This is a genomic window from Stieleria neptunia (assembly GCF_007754155.1).
Lineage (GTDB): Bacteria > Planctomycetota > Planctomycetia > Pirellulales > Pirellulaceae > Stieleria > Stieleria neptunia.
In genome coordinates, this window is record NZ_CP037423.1 from 8,072,870 (window position 1) to 8,088,340 (window position 15,471).

10 protein-coding genes are annotated in these 15,471 nt (G+C 61.2%); 2 read left to right on the top strand and 8 right to left on the bottom strand.

From position 1 onward, the window contains the following. Window positions 1–21 precede the first annotated feature (21 nt). From Enr13x_RS28145 to Enr13x_RS28165, 5 genes are all read right to left on the bottom strand, one after another. A complete protein-coding gene (locus Enr13x_RS28145) occupies window positions 22–2,172 on the bottom strand; it encodes a Tex family protein (RefSeq protein WP_231743827.1) in 2,151 nt (716 codons plus the stop codon). Window positions 2,173–2,249: 77 nt separating this feature from the next. Continuing rightward, window positions 2,250–3,347, bottom strand: coding sequence for an NHL repeat-containing protein (locus Enr13x_RS28150; protein ID WP_197455408.1), 1,098 nt, complete (start codon window positions 3,345–3,347; stop codon window positions 2,250–2,252). Between the two features lie 53 nt (window positions 3,348–3,400). Continuing rightward, window positions 3,401–4,873, bottom strand: a complete 1,473-nt coding sequence (locus Enr13x_RS28155) for an RtcB family protein (RefSeq protein ID WP_315856930.1) — start codon at window positions 4,871–4,873, stop codon at window positions 3,401–3,403. Window positions 4,874–4,894: 21 nt separating this feature from the next. Continuing rightward, window positions 4,895–7,843 carry a CHAT domain-containing protein gene (locus tag Enr13x_RS28160; protein ID WP_197455409.1) on the bottom strand — a complete coding sequence of 983 codons (2,949 nt, stop codon included), beginning with the start codon at window positions 7,841–7,843 and terminating at the stop codon, window positions 4,895–4,897. A 761-nt stretch (window positions 7,844–8,604) separates the two neighbouring features. Continuing rightward, window positions 8,605–10,149, bottom strand: coding sequence for a UxaA family hydrolase (locus Enr13x_RS28165; protein ID WP_145390202.1), 1,545 nt, complete (start codon window positions 10,147–10,149; stop codon window positions 8,605–8,607). Between the two features lie 303 nt (window positions 10,150–10,452). Here Enr13x_RS28165 and sucC point away from each other — a divergent pair, with 303 nt between their 5' ends. Then, window positions 10,453–11,640 carry an ADP-forming succinate--CoA ligase subunit beta gene (gene sucC, locus Enr13x_RS28170; protein ID WP_145390203.1) on the top strand — a complete coding sequence of 396 codons (1,188 nt, stop codon included), beginning with the start codon at window positions 10,453–10,455 and terminating at the stop codon, window positions 11,638–11,640. A 127-nt stretch (window positions 11,641–11,767) separates the two neighbouring features. Further along, window positions 11,768–12,640 carry a succinate--CoA ligase subunit alpha gene (gene sucD, locus Enr13x_RS28175; protein ID WP_145390204.1) on the top strand — a complete coding sequence of 291 codons (873 nt, stop codon included), beginning with the start codon at window positions 11,768–11,770 and terminating at the stop codon, window positions 12,638–12,640. 727 nt (window positions 12,641–13,367) lie between these two features. Here the strand turns inward: sucD and Enr13x_RS28180 are convergent. Genes Enr13x_RS28180 through Enr13x_RS28190 form a run of 3 tightly spaced genes read right to left on the bottom strand, consistent with a single transcriptional unit; the run spans window position 13,368 to window position 15,164 of the window. Then, a complete protein-coding gene (locus tag Enr13x_RS28180) occupies window positions 13,368–13,790 on the bottom strand; it encodes a hypothetical protein (RefSeq protein ID WP_145390205.1) in 423 nt (140 codons plus the stop codon). Next, window positions 13,787–14,887, bottom strand: a complete 1,101-nt coding sequence (locus Enr13x_RS28185) for a hypothetical protein (RefSeq protein ID WP_145390206.1) — start codon at window positions 14,885–14,887, stop codon at window positions 13,787–13,789. The genes Enr13x_RS28180 and Enr13x_RS28185 overlap by 4 nt, the downstream gene beginning before the upstream one ends. 1 nt (window position 14,888) lies before the next feature. Beyond that, window positions 14,889–15,164, bottom strand: coding sequence for a DNA-directed RNA polymerase subunit alpha C-terminal domain-containing protein (locus tag Enr13x_RS28190; RefSeq protein ID WP_145390207.1), 276 nt, complete (start codon window positions 15,162–15,164; stop codon window positions 14,889–14,891). Between the last annotated feature and the right edge of the window lie 307 nt (window positions 15,165–15,471).

The window sequence follows — 15,471 nt, forward strand, 5'->3', positions numbered from 1 at the left end:
GATCAACCGATCGCAGCCGGGTCAAAACTTTCTGGTCAACGAAATCCGCTTTCGGGCGATGTCCACTTCCAGCACTTTGACCCGAACCACGTCTCCGACCGAAACGACGGCGTTGGGATCGGAAACAAATTGATCGGCCAGTTGGGAAATGTGGATCAGCCCATCTTGGTGGACGCCCAGATCGACGAACGCGCCAAAATGCGTCACGTTGGTGACGACGCCTTCCAGGACCATGTTGGGTTTGACGTCGCCGATTTCGCTGACCGAATCATCAAACTTGACCGCACGAAACTCGCTGCGTGGATCGCGTCCGGGTTTGCCCAATTCCGCCAAGATGTCTTGGATCGTCGGGATGCCAAACGTTTGATCGGCAAACTCCTCGGCACGGATCTTTTGACAAACCTGTGGATTTCCGATGATCGCCGACACGTCGGATTTCAATTGTTTGGCGATTCGCTGGACCAACGGGTAGCATTCGGGGTGAACCGCGGATTGGTCCAACGGTTGATCGCCGCCGCGGATCCGCAAAAATCCGGCCGCTTGTTGGAACGCTTTTTTGCCCAGTTTGGGGACCGACGTCAGCTCCGATCGGCTGGAAAATCGGCCATGGGAATCGCGATAGTCCACGATCCGCTCGGCCAGCTTCGGCCCGATCCCGGCGACGTGCGACAGCAGCGAAACACTGGCCATGTTCAGATCGACACCGACTTGATTGACACAGGACTCGACCGTGCGGTCCAAGCACTTTCGCAGCTGGGTTTGATTGACGTCGTGCTGGTACTGTCCGACGCCGATGGATTTCGGATCGGTTTTGACCAGTTCGGCCAACGGGTCTTGCAGACGCCGCGCGATACTGATCGCGCCTCGGACGGTGATGTCCAAGTTGGGAAACTCCTTCACCGCGATCTCACTGGCCGAATAGATCGACGCCCCCGATTCGCTGACCGTCGCCTTGGTGATGTCCAGTTGATGGTCGCGGATCAACGCGGTGACAAACGCATCGGTTTCGCGTGACGCCGTCCCGTTGCCGATCGCGATCAGTTCCACACGATGTTTCTTGATCAACGCCAACAGTTTGTCGCCGGCGGCTTTCGTCTCGCTTTTGGGTGGCGTGGGATAAATCGTGGCGTTCTCTAGAAACTTCCCGGTCCCGTCGACCACGGCAACTTTACAGCCGGTTCGAAACCCGGGATCGATCCCGATCGTTACGCGTGGGCCCGCCGGTGGCGCCATCAGCAACTCACGCAAATTTTTGCCGAACACTTCGATCGCTTCGGCGTCGGCGCGTTCTTTCAATTGCCCCAGCACCGACGATTCGGTGGCCGGCATCAACAGTCGCTCGTAACAATCCTCGACGCATTCATTGAGTTCGGCCGCGAAGTCACCGTTGCGGTTGGGCACCAGCTTTCGTTTCAAATCCGTCAGCTCTCGATCACCCTCCAACGCTACGCCCAGACGCAGAATCCCTTCGGCGGATCCCCTCAGCATCGCCAACAGCCGGTGCCCGGGGATGCGGTTGACGGATTCTTGTCGTTCAAAATACTGGTCAAACTTCTCTGCACCTTCGGCGGATTTCTTTCCCCGTTTGACGACCGAGGTGACCTTGCCGAACTTGCTGGCCTGATCAGCCAGCCAGGTCCGCGTTTGAGGGTCGTCCGACCACTGCTCGGCGATGATGTCCATCGCCCCGGCGAGCGCGGACTGGCCGTCGGGAACTTCTTTGTCCGGGGCGACGAAGGATTGCAGAACGTCTTGCTTGGAACGATTGAGTTTTTTCTGGCTGAGGATCAGATCAGCCAACGGCTGGAGTCCGCGTTCCCGCGCGATCGTGGCCCGTGTGCGACGCTTCGGTTTAAACGGCAGATAAATGGCTTCGAGCGTGCGAAGGTCGACGCATTGTTCGATCTGCTTTCGCAGCGTGTCGGTCAGTTGCCCCTGTTGATCGATGGTTTTCAGCACCGTCTCCTTACGGGCCGCCAGCGCGTTGGCTCGCTCGAGCGCGTCTTCAATCGCCCGCAACTGGATTTCGTCGAGCGTGCCGGTCGCTTCTTTTCGATAGCGTGCGATAAAAGGGATGGTGTTGCCGGCTTCGAGCAGTTCGATCGCCGCACGGACCTTGTTGAACGGCAGATCGAGTTCGTCGGCAATTCGTTTCAGTGTTTGTTCGTCCATGGCGTCGCGACCTATTCCTTGTGCGTCTGGGGCGGTTTTCGAAGCGTATTCCCTGGATCCGCATTTATAGCGAAACTTTACCGCCCGGCCAGCACGCGGTGGTTTTCTGAATCGGAAACGAAATACACATCCTGGTTGCCTTCCCGCGACAGCACAGCGGTTCCGTGGGGGCGTTTCATTTTGAAGGGAATCTTCATCGTATCGATGACGTTGTTCCCCAGATCGACGTAACGCATCGCCTGGTTTTCGGTGTCGACCACCAACAGGTTGCCGGCGGAATCCACGGCGATGCCTTTCGGTCCCCGGAACGTTGCCGACAACGGATCGCCGCCGTCACCGCTGTGCCCTTGTTTCCCCGTTCCCGCGACACGATTGATCCATCCCGATTGACGATCGATTCTCCAGACACTGTTGCCTTCGCGCAGCACCAACCAAATCGCCTGCGCGTCGATGGCCAGCGACCGCGGACCGAAGACAGAAACCTCGGATGCCAACTTGCCTTCTTGGGGCAGCTTGCGTTGGCCGTCTCCGGAAACAGTGGTCACGATCCGGGTTTCCAAATCGATTCGCCGCAGCCGATGATTGGTGGTGTCGGCCACCAACAAGCCTCCGTCGCCGTCGAGCACGATGCTGTGGGGCTGACTGAAGCGGGCCTTGTCTCCGGTCTCACCGTCGCCACGAAACCCCTCGACTCCATCGCCGGCGAGGGTCTCGATCACTCCGCTGGCGGCATCGATTCGGCGGATGCAGTGATTGCGTGTGTCGGCGACAAACAAGTTGCCGTCACGATCGGCCCGGATTTCGTGCGGCGCATTGAACGTCGCTTCGATTGCGGGGCCGCCGTCGCCGCTGAGTCCCTTTTCTCCGGTGCCGGCGATCCGCCGAATCGTCGTCCCGTCGTGATCCGATTTCCAAATCGAATGGTCATCGACGGTACTGAAAAAGATCCCGTCGGCGGTGACCTCGATGCCGTAAACGTTTTGCAGTGCGACCGTCTTGGGATCCGAGGGTTGGACGGCGATCGGCGAATCCGGTTTTCCGGTTCCGGCAAAGATGGACCAGGATCGGGAATGGGATTGTTGCGCGTGTACCGCGGATCCGGCTGAGGCGAGTTGAAAGAGAAAGACAGAGGTAACGAAAAGTCCGAAGGAAGGGAACCGGTTGGCAAATCTCACGGAGCTTAAATCCTGAAAGCGATGTGATGGGCGGGGCAAGATCGCCGCCCATTCTAGTCGTCGGCGGCCGCGCCGTCTTTGATCACAAATTTCGCTTTCAACCGAGCGACTTCTTCGGCCAATCCGGCCTGACGCACGCTCCGCAGCACCTCTTCGAAATCCTTGTACGCGTCGGGTGCTTCGTCGCGAGGATAGACGCTGCAATTGCTGACGACGTCGTGCTCTGCCAAACCCCGATCGATTTCGTGTTGCAGCAACTGTTTCTTGGCCTTGGTGCGACTGAGCCGACGTCCCGCACCGTGATTGACGCTGAACGCCGCGGCCGCCGCTCCCACGTTGGCAACCATCACGCTGGACCCGTCGCGTGGATTACCCGGCAACAAGATCGGGTGACCGGTCGATTCAAACCGCGTGCCGAGCAATTGTGAGTGCCCGGCCGGCAGCGCGCGCGTGGCCCCCTTGCGGTGGACCCATTGAACCTGTCCATCGATCGGTTCTTGACGGGCGATGTTGTGCGAAATGAAATAAACGAGTTCACCACGCACGCCGGGAAAGACTTCGCGGAACGCTTCCAGGACCAGGTCGTTGATCAGCAGATGATTGACGGTGGCAAAATTTGCTCCCATCGCCATGTCGCACAGATAGTCACGGCCTTCGGGTGAATCCACCGGCGCGTAGACCAACTGGGGATCACCGGCGGGGAACGCCAGCCCCTGCTTTTGAAACACCGTCTTCAATGCCCGGAACTGCGCCACGGCCAGGTCATGCCCGAATCCGCGCGAACCACAATGCGATAAAAAAGCGACGCATCCATCCTTGAGCCCGAAGGCTTCCGCGATCGCGCGTTGCGAGTCGACGACACGGACCACTTCGGCTTCGCCGAAATGATTGCCGCCGCCATAGCTGCCCAGTTGCCGATACTTTGATTCGATCCGATCCAGTTTATCGCAGCTGCGTCCCATCCATTCCAGCCGCGCCGCCAACGTGTCGGAGCTGCCATCGGGTGCCGTGTGAAAGGCATCTTCGCAGGCGTCGGCCCACGACTTTGGAATCCCGAGTTTCTTCAGCACCTGTTTCGAAGCGCCTTCGGTCGCGATTTGGAAACCGAGTTTGCCGTCGACGCGGCGAGACTTGGGGGCGTGACGTTGTCCGCGCCCGGCGCCGGTGGGGACGCGTTTGCAAATCGCGCGAATCAGCTTTTTCCGAACCGGCAACGACTCGATCGCTTCGGCCGGCAAATCCATCTGCAACAAACTCATGCTGCACTTGATGTCCACGCCGACGGGGCCGGGATAGACATGGGTCGGCGAGACCATCACACAGCCGACCGGCGCGCCGTAGCCGACATGGGCGTCGGGATTCAGCACGACGCGCGAAACGCCCGGTGCGCGGCGACTGTTGATCGCCTGAGCCAGCGTTTCGCCGCCGAAGGACTGGCGGATCGGCTCGGTCCCGATCACGGTGATCGGCGACAGGTCATCGCCGACCGGCAGCGTCGCCAGGGCGTCGCCTGTGACGGTCATCATCTCGTGTGTCGTGTCCACGCGTTAATTCAGCGGTGTGGCGTGCAGGTAGGTGGACCAGAAAAACGGTTCGTTTCCGGTCAGTGTCTCCCGTTCTTGATCGGATCCGGACAGGGTAGGTTCGCCCAGCGGCGAAATTTCGCTGCGACGCAGGACACTCCTGGCTCGGGCCAAGGCATCGGCGGCACCCAAGAACGGCAACTCTTGGACATATTCACGCAACAGGATCGCCGTCGATTCTCCCCCGACCGCCCACCGGCTAAGGATCACATCACGGACGCCGCTGTACTGCAACGCGGCGATCGTGTGCATGATCTCATGGCCCGAGACGCCTTGGCTGGTGTCCAGGTTGGAACGGAAACCGGGCAGGAACACACTGGCGGGTGTTCCCGGGGGATAGCCCAGCCAGGATCGCAGTCGGCCTTGTCGCAGCGACGTTTCGTAAGCGGCAAGCGGCGAATCGAGTACTGAAGCGGGGTTGGGCGTCACCGGTTCGCCGACCAGCAGATGCCCGGCCACCTCGCCGCTGCGGCTGGTCGGGATCGACGCATCGGCGGGCAGACGGACGGCGGCACCGGCGTGAATGGAATCGAGGATGGATTGCACCAACGACGCATTGGTTTCTGCTTCGCGGGGGGCGAAGAATTTTCCGGCCGTCATGGCGATGACAGGATTGGTGGATTTTGAAGCCGTCGGATAGATCGCCAGCGAAGGCGTGGCGGCGTAAGACACCTGGATCGAATCACCCAACAGCGGCGAATCGGGCCCGTCGGTCGGCAGCAGCTCAAACGGCAGATACCAAAGCAGCGAATCGGGGATCACCACCAGGTGTTTGATTCCTGCCAGTCGGCCGGTGACCAGCGGCCCGGTCCCGGTCGCGATCAGACGGTCGCGCAACGCGACCGCGTCGTCCCGCCAGCGGTCGTCTTCGGGCAGCCGGGCGCCGCGCGTCGGTGCCGCCCCGATCCCACGGGTCAGTTTGGCGATCTCGCCGGCGATGCGACTGGAACCCTTGATCGCCCAATACGTGGATTTCTGTTTGGTGCACAGAACGACGTGCAGCACATTGCCGTCCTCGCAAAACGCCAGGATGCCGACGTCGTCGGCCAGCACCGCGGTGGGTTGTTTGTCATCGAGCGGATGAGGCATCACGACGGGCAGCTCATTGCGATCGATGGCAATCGCCCAAGCTTGAGCATCCAGTTGATCGATGCGGTTTTGAACGAGTGCCGGATCGGCGCCGGCGGCGGGCTTGGCATCCAACGCGGCTTTGGCGGCGGTGCGGAGGTCACGAATCGATTGAGCGGCGGCGTTACGAAATTCAACGACCTTCTTTTCCAGCAATTCATCCGGCATCCGCGAAAGCGCACGAACTTGCATCACGCGTCCCCCCAACGGCAACTGGCTGCGGACCCGCCCCGCTTGCAGGTCTTCGATGCGCGCGAGCACGTCTTGGCCGCTGTCGCGTGAGGCCGCCGTTCGCAAGCGGGCCAGCCGCAACGAATCGCGATCGGCGATCACGCCGGCAATGGCATCGACGGGGTCGCGCCGCCAAACATCGATCGAGGGATCATCGGCATAGCGAGACAACAACACATCGGCGGACTGGCCATCCAAGTTTCGCCCCAACGCCAGCCGCACACGCTGCAATTGATACAGTCGCGGCATCGAAATCAGCGAACGTTTTCGCATTCGGCTGTTGGTCGCAAAGTTAAAGATCTGTGACAAGCTATCGTCCCAGGGGCGGCCCCCACCGGAATCAGCCGATGCGTTTGCCGTGCGCGTGGCCAAGCGGGCGGCGACGTAGGCACCGTAGGCATCCAGCCGGGGTTGCACCACGTCGCGCCGCATCGCGATCGATTTCGCTTCGCCCAAACGCGCCTGGGCCGAAGCAAAATCGCCTGCGGTGACCGCGGCATCCGCCGACGCGATCAGACAATGCAGTGCGGCCAATCGCGATTTCCGCAACAGGTTGGTCGCCGCGACTTGTCCGGCCTGCTGGATCACCGCGGCGTCTTTGGACGTCGCACATCCCGCGGCCAACTGCAACGCTTCGCCGACCCATTCGAAATAATCCATCGACGCGGCTTGGTTCGTGATCGCCAAGCACAGCGGGATCGCCGCGGCGGGCTTGTCCGATCCGGCCAGCGCCGATGCGGCACAAAGCCCGGTGATCGGCGTGATCGGGTGGACGCCACCGTTGTACGTGGCCTTGGTCGCGGCATCGGTCACGGCCTCTTCATCTTGCATCGCGCCGAAACGCTCGGCGGCCCGCATCGCACCGATCAGACTGCGCGCGATCGGCAATTGCAGCCCCGCGGGATACTTGGTGCTATCGAGTAACTGCGTCGCCAACGCGTCCCCTTCGGCAAGCGGCCCCAGGATGATGCGACGACGGTAGGACGCGATCGCCAGCCCGCGCAAAATCTCGATCGCGTCGATCGGCTTGATGTTCAATTCTTCGATGACGCCGCCCTGAGCCAAGCGGGCTTCGGTCATTTGTTCGCCGGAGTAGAACTTGATCGTTCGCGTGACGGGTAATCGATTGACCGCGTTGGCCTCGGGCCACAAGTACTGCTTCGGTGAATTTTTGAACTGCGACATCAGGACTTCCGTCCACACCGGTCGCCCCAGCCAGCCGCGGTATCGAATCGCGATCTTCAACGACATATCCAGACTCTGCATCGCGCCTTCCAGGTCACCGAGCCGATACTGGCATTCGCCCATCATCGCGAACACCGGAATCGCATCGATCCAATGCCCGTTGATGTCTTTCCGGGTCCGCGCGATCGCCACGTCAAAGGCGTCCATGGCCCGTTCCAGATCACCGCTGCGGTAAACCTCCAACGCAAAGTAATACTCCGGCGACGGATAACCGCTGCCGATCGGTTCGCGGCCCAAACTCGGCCCTAATCCTGCGCCTTGTCCGAACGCCGCTTGCGAGACACAGAGGGGCGCAGCCAACAGCAACATTGCAAACAACAGACGGCCCGAGCGGCTACGCGGTGAAGCATTTTTTAGCGGCAGGGCGCGAGCCCTCCGGTCTGTTGGCAAAGAGGAAAAACCGGAGGGCTCGCGCCCTGCCGCTCTAGCCTCAACAAACACAGGGGAAAAATGCTTCACAGCGTGCCCCGAGCGGGTCGAAGAGAAGAATCGCGCCATCATGCTGGTGTGCCTTTTGGGAGTTCGGCTGGGGAGAATTCGGTTCACCGATCCGATCCGGATCCGCGGTCCCGGAACGATTCGCTGCTTGCGCGTGCGAGGCGACACGGCGCGGGGGCTTTTAGTTTACGCCACGGTTAGGCTGCGGTCGAATCTCTGGACTCGGGCTGGCGCGGAGATCGTGACGTGAGAGAGGGGTTTGCCAAACCGACGGGCCCCAAAAAACGGGGATTCTGAAAAAATGGCCCTCCGATGGCAGCGCTGCGAAGCATTTCCCCCATGTGTTTCTCAAGGTTTTAGCGGCAGGGCGCGAGCCCTCCGGTTCTTCCTCTTTGCAAAAACACCGGAGGGCTCGCGGGCTGTCGATTTTGTGAGCCGCGACGCGTAAGCGGCCGGGCACTGCGACGCTGCCCGAGGCCTGACGGCCAGCGGCTCACCATTGACTCAACCGATCCCGACTAAATCGACAGCCCGCTCGCGCCCTACCGCTAAAAAATGCTTCACAGCGTTATATCCTTGGGCTGCTTTCCGTAGCGACGGCCCCCGAAGTGAACGGCCCCTAAGACTCCCCGTCACAGGGTGGGGCCGACGGTCCAGGGGACGAATTCATGGTCGCCGAATCCGTTCCGCTCGCTGGCCGTTGGTTCGCCACTGGCCACCCGCAAGGCGAACTCAAAAAATTCGTCGCCGAGTTGCTCGATCGATTTGCCGCTGATCGCCTCGCCGGCGTCCAGATCCATGTCGTCGCGCATGCGGTGAAACAATTCGCTGTTGGAGGCCACTTTGATCACCGGGGCGGGTTTGCAGCCGAAACAGCTGCCGCGGCCGGTGGAAAACATCACCAAATTGGCTCCCCCGGCGACCTTGCCGGTCACGCTGGCAGGGTCAAATCCCGGCGTGTCCATCACCGCCAGCCCCTTGGCGGTCACACGTTCGGCGTAGTCGTAAACCGCTTCCAACGCCGTCGCCCCGCTTTTGGAAACCGCGCCGAGTGATTTTTCGGTGATCGTCGACAATCCGCCGGCTTTGTTTCCGACCGAAGGGTTGTTGTTCAGCTCGCCGCCGTAGTAGGCCACGTACCGCTGCCACCAATGCAACCGATCGACCAATTTCTGCGCGACCTCGGGCGACCGGCTGCGATCGCACAACAAGTGTTCGGCGCCATACAGTTCGGTCGTTTCGGAGATGATCGAGGTGCCGCCACAGGCGACCACTCGATCGGAGACGATCCCGATGGCCGGATTGGCGGTGATTCCGGAATAGCCGTCGCTGCCACCACACTCGACGGCGATCGAGAGTGCCGACGCATCGGCGGTGCTGCGGGTGGCTTGGTTGGCCAAATCCAGCAGTTGCTCCAGCATCCGTTCGCCCCGTTCGATGGTGGCCTGCGACCCGCCTTCGGTTTGCATGGTCAGCATCGGAACACCTTCGTCACGGGTCAGCGGTCGACCGTCGGGAGCATGCAGCGGAACGATCCCGTGGTGCTGGGCGAGATAGGCGGGCGTGTTTTGCTCGCAACCCAAACCGATGATCAGCCGTCCGCCGACGTTGGGATGGTCGGCGTAACCGGCCATCGTTCGGGCGATCATTTGATGCTTGCGTCCGTCGTACTCGAGCGCACAGCCGGTCGTGTGTGACGCCGCGAACACTCCGTCGACGTTCGGCCAACGCCGCATCCGTTGTTCGTCAAATCTCGCAACAATCTTGTGACAAACCGTCGCGCTACAGTTGACCGTGGACAAGACCGCCACGTAGTTGCGTGTGCCGATCCGCCCATCGGGTCGAACGTAACCCTGGAAAGAACGTCGCAGGGGCGAAGGTTTTGCAGGCGGATGGGTCGACGTGATCGTCTCGGCAACGGTGTGCTGGTCTTGCAGATTATGGGTGTGGACGTGGCAGCCTGGTTGGATCGATTCCCGAGCGATTCCGATCGGTTGGCCATACTTGCGGACCGGCGACTGGGCCGCGATGGGGCGAATCGCAAACTTGTGCCCGGTCGCGATCGGGCCGGCCAGCGTGATCGGATTTCCGTCGACCCGGACGACTCGGCCGGCGTCCAGTGACTCGGTCGCAATGACCACGTTGTCGTCGGCGTGTAATCGAAGGTAGTCGGGCATTTCTTTGACGTTGCTGATGACGTAATCACGCTGCCTATGGTTCCGGCGCTTGCGCCGCGAACGTATATTCGCGGACCCGTAGCCGGAGCACCAGGGTACAGCATTTGCTGGGATGTTTGCCGCAGGGACAGTCTGCCTTTGCGAAGGGAGTCTGTCGCTGACGACCTGTCCTTGCGATACAAAGGTCTGGGGCTCACACACTTCGGGACTTCTCGGCAGCTGGAGCTGTCGGGAACTGGGGCTCGGGCTGGCGCAGCCGTCCCGCCGAAACATCGTCTTCCACGCACGCGGATCGAAACCTCGATGAAAATCCACGAATACCAAGGCAAAGAACTTTTCCGACAGGCCGGAGTGCCGGTCTTGGACGGCGTCGTCGCCACCACACCCGATGAAGCTGCCGCGGCTTACGACAAACTGGGCGGCGCGATCGCAGTGGTCAAGGCACAGATCCACGCCGGTGGACGGGGCAAGGGCACGATCATCGACGACCCGAAGCAGCACGGTGTGGTGCTGGCCAAAAGTGCCGACGAAGCGCGGGCGGCCGCGGCAGGATTGCTGGGGAAAAAGCTGGTCACGATCCAGACCGGACCGGCCGGGCAAACCGTCAACAAGGTGTTCGTCGAAGCGGGCTGTGACATCGCCCGCGAGTTGTACCTGGGCATCGTGCTCGATCGCGCCGCCGCCAAACCGGTGCTGATGGTCAGCACCGAAGGCGGGATGGAGATCGAAACGGTCGCCGAAAACACACCGGAATTGATCCACAAAGAGCACTTCGATCCCGCCGTCGGGCTCGAAGCGTATCAGGTGCGAAAGCTCTGCAAAAAGCTGGGCATCAGCGGCGCGGCGGCCAAGGCGGCGGCGAAGTTCATGCCGGCGATGTGCCGATTCTACGTCGATTCGGATTGCGAGCTGGCCGAAGTCAACCCGCTGGTCATCACCGGCGACGACCAAATGATCGCCCTGGACGCCAAGATCACCTTCGACAACAACGCCCTGTTCCGCCATCCCGACTACAGCGACCTCCGCGACCTGGCCGAAGAAGAGGAGAGCGAACTTCGCGCCGGCAACGCCGGACTGAGCTATGTGAAACTGGAAGGCAACATCGGCTGCCTGGTCAATGGCGCCGGGCTGGCGATGTCGACCATGGACATCATCAAGTACCACGGCGGCCAACCGGCAAACTTCCTGGACGTCGGCGGCAGCGCCAACAGCGAACAAGTCACTGAAGCCTTTCGGATCCTGTTGTCCGACCCCAACGTCAAGGGTGTGCTGGTCAACATCTTCGGCGGCATCGCCCGCTGCACCACCATCGCCGGTGCACTGATCGAGGCCAGCAAGACCGTCGGCTTTGATGTCCCACTGGTGGTTCGCTTGGAAGGCACCGAAGTCGAAGAGGGACGCAAGATGTTGGCCGAAAGCGATGTCGATGTCATCAACGCCACCGACATCACCGACGCGGCCAAGAAGATCGTCGCCGCGACCGGGGTTTGATTCCCAATTCTGAAACCCGAGCTCTCAAGCTTCCTCCGGGACGCCCCAGAGCCGAAACCCGAAGCGTTTCACCGCGCTTCACCATCCAACCCAACGCACACCTGACTCGACTGAGACGAACCTTCCGATGAGTATTTTGATTGACGCGAGTACGAAAGTCATCTGCCAGGGCATCACCGGCAGTGCGGGCAAATTCCACACCCTGGGCTGCCGTGACTACGGCACCCAAATGGTCGGCGGCGTGACGCCGGGCAAGGGCGGCCAAGACGTCGAAGGGATCCCCGTTTTTGACACCGTCGAAGAAGCCGTCGGCGAAACCGGCGCCGACGCGACCATGATCTTTGTCCCCCCGCCGTTCACCGCCGATGCCATCTTGGAAGCCCTCGATGCCGGCATCAAAGTGATCGCCGCGATCACCGAAGGCGTCCCGGTCGTCGACATGGTGCGGGTCTACGAAAAGATCCGGGCCAGCGATGCGGTTTTGATCGGCCCCAATTGCCCCGGCTTGATCACCCCCGGCCAGTGCAAGATCGGGATCATGCCCGGCTACATCCACAACCCCGGTAAAGTCGGCGTGATGAGCCGCAGCGGGACGCTGACCTACGAAGCCGTTTGGCAAACCTCTGCACTCGGACTCGGCCAGAGCACCTGTGTCGGACTGGGCGGAGACCCGATCGTCGGAACCAGCTTTATCGATCTGCTGAAACGCTACCAGGCCGATGATCAAACCGAAGCGATTTTGATGATCGGTGAGATCGGCGGATCGGCCGAAGAAGAAGCCGCCGCGTTTGTCAAAGAACACGTCACCAAACCGGTCGCGGCCTTCATCGCCGGCCGCACCGCACCTCCGGGAAAACGCATGGGCCATGCCGGCGCGATCATCAGCGGCGGCAAGGGCACGGCGACGGAAAAGGTCGCTGCGCTCGAAGCCGCCGGGATCACCGTCGCCCCGACCCCGGCCGACATGGGTCAAGCCGTCGTCGATGCGATGAAAGGCTAATCACGCGCGGACAAAAAAGTGGGATAGGCTTCCAGCCTGTCGATGCTGAAATGACTTGCTGCGCCCCTCGTTCCCAGGCTCCCGCCTGGGAACGCGAGGTCACGGAGGCTCCCGCCTCCGACACGAGGCGAGGCGGATCGTTTGTACGACGTCCTTTCCAGGTCGTCGCGCAGAGCCCAGCGGACGACGGCCCGGAAGGGCCATCGTACCTGCGAAGGCCAATCACGCACCTCGTTCCCTGGCTCCCGCCTGGGAACGCGAGGTCACGGAGGCTCCCGCCTCCGACACGAGGCGACCGGATCGTTTGTACGACGTCCTTTCCAGGTCGTCGCGCAGAGCCCAGCGGACGACGGCCCGGAAGGGCCATCGTACCTGCGAAGGCCAATCACGCACCTCGTTCCCAGGCTCCCGCCTGGGAACGCGAGGTCACGGAGGCTCCCGCCTCCGACACGAGGCGACCGGATCGTTTGTACGACGTCCTTTCCAGGTCGTCGCGCAGAGCCCAGCGGACGACGGCCCGGAAGGGCCATCGTACCTGCGAAGGCCAATCACGCACCTCGTTCCCTGGCTCCCGCATGGGAACGCGAGGTCACAGAGGCTCCCGCCTCCGGCACGAGGCGACCGGATCGTTTGTACGACGTCCTTTCCAGGTCGTCGCGCAGAGTCCAACGGACGACGGCGCGGAAGGGCCATCGTACCTGCGAAACGGATCGACCTTAGGGTGCCACTACTGGGGACGGCTCCGGCGTTCGTCGCCGACGACGATCGCGGTGCCCCTTTGGATCGACTGGGGAGCGACCAGGTAGAACGGCTGGTCGGTGACGATCTCTCGGCCGTCACTGAGGAACAATCGCATCCGGACGCACCACCGCAGTCGGATCAGCCGGCCGTGATAGCTCAACGGCGTCGCCGGCAGCAAGCAGGCCAGCGAGTGCTTGTCGGCCAGCCCGAAACGGCGAATCTGCTCTTCCTCATACCGCTCAAAGTGGTGGACATGCAGGTCGGTGTCGCCCTTGCCCTCGGAATACCAGAGCACGGAGATCTCGATCGCACTGAGCGAATCCAGGGTGACGCGGGAAACCCGCCAGGTCGCCGAGAGCTCTTTCCCGCCCTCGTAGATGCCGTCCTCGCGGCATAGCGACACACTCATCGCGGGCTGCGTTTCGGAGGCAAACCCGGAGGATGAACGACGACGGGATAGCTTCGGCAGAACGATGGCCACGGACGGGCTTCTCCAGAGACGATCACTTTCCATCGCACCGCATTATGGGATGCCACAAAGGAGTGCATCACATTGGATGGAAGGTCGATCGTGAATTGTTGCTCCCAAGGTGCCTGCGGGTCAACTCGAACATCGCGTTCGGCACACAATTCTTGCGTGAAAACTTCATATCGCTCGACCCGGACATCTGTCCCTTGACGATACACCGTTTCTTCTTCGCACGCGACACGAACACGCAGCCGACGCAGCCGAAGCCGTCCGGATTGTGAAACGAAGAGGCGGTATTTGCAGCCTGGGTAGAGCGGATGGTCACTGATTTCGACAATCGTCGGCCCGATCCCCGCCGATCGACGCAACTGGGCCAGAAAATATCGAAACGACCAATAACCGACCCCGCCAAACGGCACGAGCAGTCCCGTCAGAATATAACGCGGACTCGAATGCCAGAATCCGAGCACGACCACGGCCAGCAAGACGAACCAGACCGCGTTCCAGAGCAGCGCCAGCAGCGCCGGCCCGACCAGTTCGTTGCCCGACGTCCCCTCGGCCGCCAAACGGTACGTCAGCCGCTCCCCCGGGCTGTCCGTCAGCGCGTTGCCCCGCGGCACCGATGGCATCTTTTCGATGTCAGTCGCCGAAGGCACGATGATTTCGATCGATGAAGCCCGTTTGGCCATCGCCGAACGACGCTCATTGCTGGCCCCCACGCGAACCAGGCGATAAATCAGACCGCCCGCGCCGGATCCGATCGCCGCGACCCCTAAAATGCCGAAAATCCAGCTCGCCAAGCCGCCCCCCTCAAGCTCTTCAGGCGTGACGGCCTCGGGCTGGATTTTCGTCAGTTCTTTGAGTGTCTCCAGCTGGTCCCAGGAAGACAGCTGGCTGATCACCACCAACGACACGACAAACACCCCGACTAAGAAAACACCGCTGTAAAAGGCGGTTTCCCAAAGCAGGCTGCGGAGCTCCGTGCCGATGAACCGCTTTCCCCGTTTCTTGCTCCAGGGTCGAAGAAAGCGCGCCATGTCAACGGGGTTGCTGAGGTCGTCGGCTGGGACGAAAGAATCCCAGCTCTTCCAACGCGGCGTAAACTTCACCGAGAGTCTTCTCGCCGAAGTTGCTGATCGACAGCAGCCGCTTGGGCGTCGCGCCCAGCAGATCACGCACCGTCAGGATACCGGTTTCTTCAAGACAGTTCGTCGTCCGAACCGACAGCCCCATCTCGGCGATACTCAAATCCAAACGCTCTTTGCGCAAACGAGCTTCCTCGTCGGCGCGGCTCAGTGGAATTCGCGTGCTCATTCCAAACTCCTTTTGGTCGGGCAAATGAAGGGTGGCAAGAATTGACGAGAGAGTAAGCGATGATCAAGCCGTTGGCAAAGAGCCTGGATCGAAAATCGAACGTTTTGCGGCAATCACCCTTGGCCTGCGGGAGCTACGGTTTGCTAGCAAGCGTACGGACGCCCAACCGAGTTGTGATTGTTCGGTGGTGGATCAAGGATCACTCGGCGGCTCGTTCCCAGGCTCCGCCTGGGCTGCGCAAAACCGACCGGTTTTGTGTTGAAATTGCTATTTGAGAATTTGACGGAATTGGTTCTCTTATATGCAG

Excerpts from the sequence above, each read along its gene's own strand:
- Enr13x_RS28145 (WP_231743827.1), bottom strand. The coding sequence starts at position 2,172 with ATGGACGAACAAACACTGAAACGAATTGCCGACGAACTCGATCTGCCG.
- Enr13x_RS28155 (WP_315856930.1), bottom strand. The coding sequence starts at position 4,873 with ATGATGACCGTCACAGGCGACGCCCTGGCGACGCTGCCGGTCGGCGAT.
- Enr13x_RS28160 (WP_197455409.1), bottom strand. The coding sequence starts at position 7,843 with ATGTTGCTGTTGGCTGCGCCCCTCTGTGTCTCGCAAGCGGCGTTCGGA.
- Enr13x_RS28165 (WP_145390202.1), bottom strand. The coding sequence starts at position 10,149 with ATGCCCGACTACCTTCGATTACACGCCGACGACAACGTGGTCATTGCG.
- sucC (WP_145390203.1), top strand. The coding sequence starts at position 10,453 with ATGAAAATCCACGAATACCAAGGCAAAGAACTTTTCCGACAGGCCGGA.
- sucD (WP_145390204.1), top strand. The coding sequence starts at position 11,768 with ATGAGTATTTTGATTGACGCGAGTACGAAAGTCATCTGCCAGGGCATC.
- Enr13x_RS28180 (WP_145390205.1), bottom strand. The coding sequence starts at position 13,790 with ATGAGTGTGTCGCTATGCCGCGAGGACGGCATCTACGAGGGCGGGAAA.
- Enr13x_RS28185 (WP_145390206.1), bottom strand. The coding sequence starts at position 14,887 with ATGGCGCGCTTTCTTCGACCCTGGAGCAAGAAACGGGGAAAGCGGTTC.
- Enr13x_RS28190 (WP_145390207.1), bottom strand. The coding sequence starts at position 15,164 with ATGAGCACGCGAATTCCACTGAGCCGCGCCGACGAGGAAGCTCGTTTG.